Origin of the sequence: uncultured Candidatus Puniceispirillum sp., assembly GCF_963979125.1 — a bacterium.
GTDB lineage: Bacteria > Pseudomonadota > Alphaproteobacteria > Puniceispirillales > Puniceispirillaceae > Puniceispirillum.
Window position 1 is genome coordinate 1 of the sequence record NZ_CAXBVX010000171.1, and the last position, 2335, is coordinate 2335.

A 2335-nucleotide genomic window follows, 5' to 3' on the forward strand; every position below is an offset into this window, starting at 1 on the left:
AGTGTTTTGTGGGGCTTTAGACTGGATGCGACAAGTGGATATGGAACGTCATGTTTGAAAATCTGAAGGACAAATTAGCCGGTGTGTTTGACGGCCTTGCCAAGCGCGGTGCGCTTCGGGAAGGTGATGTTGATGCGGCTTTGCGCGAAGTGCGCTTGGCCTTGCTTGATGCCGATGTTGCCTTGCCCGTTGTCAAAAGTTTTATCGAAAAGGTGCGCGAAGGCGCGGTTGGCGTTGAGGTTCTGAAATCAGTTCGTCCAGACCAACAAGTTATCAAGCTGGTCAATGACGCGCTTATTGAAGCACTAGGCGGTGATCCCGCACCATTGATGATAGGCACAAATCCGCCATCAGTTATTTTGATGGCAGGTCTGCAAGGGTCGGGTAAAACCACGACCGCCGGTAAATTGGCACGGCGTCTGCGCGAACGTGAACGTAAAAAGGTCATGGTGGCGTCACTGGATGTAACGCGGCCTGCCGCGCGCGAACAATTACGGCTTCTGGGCGAACAGGCCGAGGCCGGAATATTGCCCGAGCTTGACGGCGAGACACCAGTACAGATTGCCAAGCGTGCGTTACAAGCGGCAAAATTACAGGCCTATGACGTGCTTATTCTGGATACAGCGGGCCGCATCAGTATTGATGAAGCGCTGATGGCCGAGTTGCGCGATGTGCGCGCCGCGACAAACCCGCATGAAGTCTTGCTGGTGGCTGATGCCATGACAGGTCAGGATGCGGTAACGACGGCTTCGGCTTTTAATGATGCGGTGGGTGTTACAGGCATCGTGCTGACGCGGCTTGATGGTGATGCGCGTGGTGGTGCGGCACTGTCGATGCGGCAGATCACAGGCTGTCCGATCAAATTTGTTGGCGTTGGTGAAAAACAGGATGCGCTGGAAGAATTTGATCCGGCCCGTCTGGCTGGCCGAATTCTTGATATGGGCGATGTGGTGGCGCTGGTTGAAAAAGCTGCCGAAAGCATCGAGGCCGAAGAAGCCGAACGCCTAGCACGGCGCATGGCCAAAGGCCAGTTCGACATGAATGACTTTCTGAGCCAGATTCGCCAGCTCCAGAAAATGGGTGGTCTTGGCGGCATTATGAGCATGTTGCCAGGTATCGGTAAAATGCAGAAACAGATCGCCGCCGCCGGTGTTGATGACAATATGATAAAGCGACAAGAAGCCATTATTCTGTCGATGACCAAAAAGGAACGTGTTTCGGTGGGCTTGCTGAACGCATCGCGCCGTAAACGTATCGCGTCGGGTTCAGGCACATCGGTGCAGGATGTAAACCGTCTGGTCAAGCAATATCAGGATATGGCACGGATGATGAAAAAGCTTGGCGGCAAAGGCGGGGCTTCTGCAATGAAAGCATTGCTTGGCGGCGGCAACCCCTTTGGCGGTGGCGGCATGGGTGGTGGTGGCAACATGCCTGACCTTGGGGCGCTGGCAAAAGGATTGGGCGGTAAGATGCCTGGTGGATTATCGGGTGGATTACCGGGCGGATTGCCAGGTGGTTTGCCAGGATTGGGCGGCAAGCCTCCAGAAGACAAGACATAATCTTGAGACTGTATGGTCTCGTTTAATCGGAATATTACTAAGCCTGTGAGAGGAAAAATTCATGGCATTGAAAATCAGACTTGCACGTGGTGGTGCGAAAAATCGTCCATTTTACCGTATCGTTGTTGCCGAAGCATCATCGCCACGTGATGGTCGCTATGTTGAGCGCGTTGGTACCTATAACCCAATGGTGCCCAAGGATCATGAACAGCGTGTGACGCTGAATAACGAACGGATTTCATTCTGGATGAGCAAAGGTGCCCAGCCAACCGAACGTGTTCAAAAGATGCTGGCGACTGCTGGTTTGGCACCTGCTGTTGAAAGGCGCGATCAGCCAAAGAAATCTGCACCTGGCCAAAAGCGTTTGGATCGTGAAGCCGAAGCTGCGGCTAATGCCGAAGCGGCCGCCGAAGCTGCTGCCGCTGAAAAAGCTGCCGCTGCCGAAGCACCTGCCGAAGCACCTGCCGAAGAGGCTGCTGAAGAGGCACCTGCTGAAGCACCAGCTGAAGAGGCACCTGCTGAAGCACCTGCCGAAGAGGAAAAGGCTGAGGGTTAATGCCAAAAGGTCATCCGCAGCAAAAGGGCTGGATTTCGGTTGCCGCGATCATGGGAAGTCATGGTGTGCGCGGCAATGTGAAAATAAAGCCGTTTACCGAGACACCAGAATCGCTTGGGCATTTTGATAAAGTGTATCTGGAGGATGGCCAAAAGGTATCGCTGAAAATTCTGTCGCTTGGCAGTAAAGGTGTGGTGTTGGCGCGTCTTGGCAAGATTGA

The 2335-nt window shown here is 53.7% G+C and carries 2 protein-coding genes and 1 pseudogene; all 3 read left to right on the forward strand.

Annotation, left to right across the window (positions count from 1 at the left end; all coding sequences use genetic code 11):
• Positions 1-50: 50 nt before the first annotated feature.
• Positions 51-1559 carry a signal recognition particle protein gene (ffh, locus tag ABNT28_RS10845; protein ID WP_332924124.1) on the forward strand — a complete coding sequence of 503 codons (1509 nt, stop codon included), beginning with the start codon at positions 51-53 and terminating at the stop codon, positions 1557-1559.
• 61 nt (positions 1560-1620) lie between these two features.
• Positions 1621-2115 carry a 30S ribosomal protein S16 gene (gene rpsP / locus ABNT28_RS10850; RefSeq protein WP_348721603.1) on the forward strand — a complete coding sequence of 165 codons (495 nt, stop codon included), beginning with the start codon at positions 1621-1623 and terminating at the stop codon, positions 2113-2115.
• Positions 2115-2335 (forward strand): annotated as a pseudogene (locus ABNT28_RS10855) (hypothetical protein); the annotation flags it as partial. The gene rpsP and the pseudogene ABNT28_RS10855, both read left to right, overlap by 1 nt.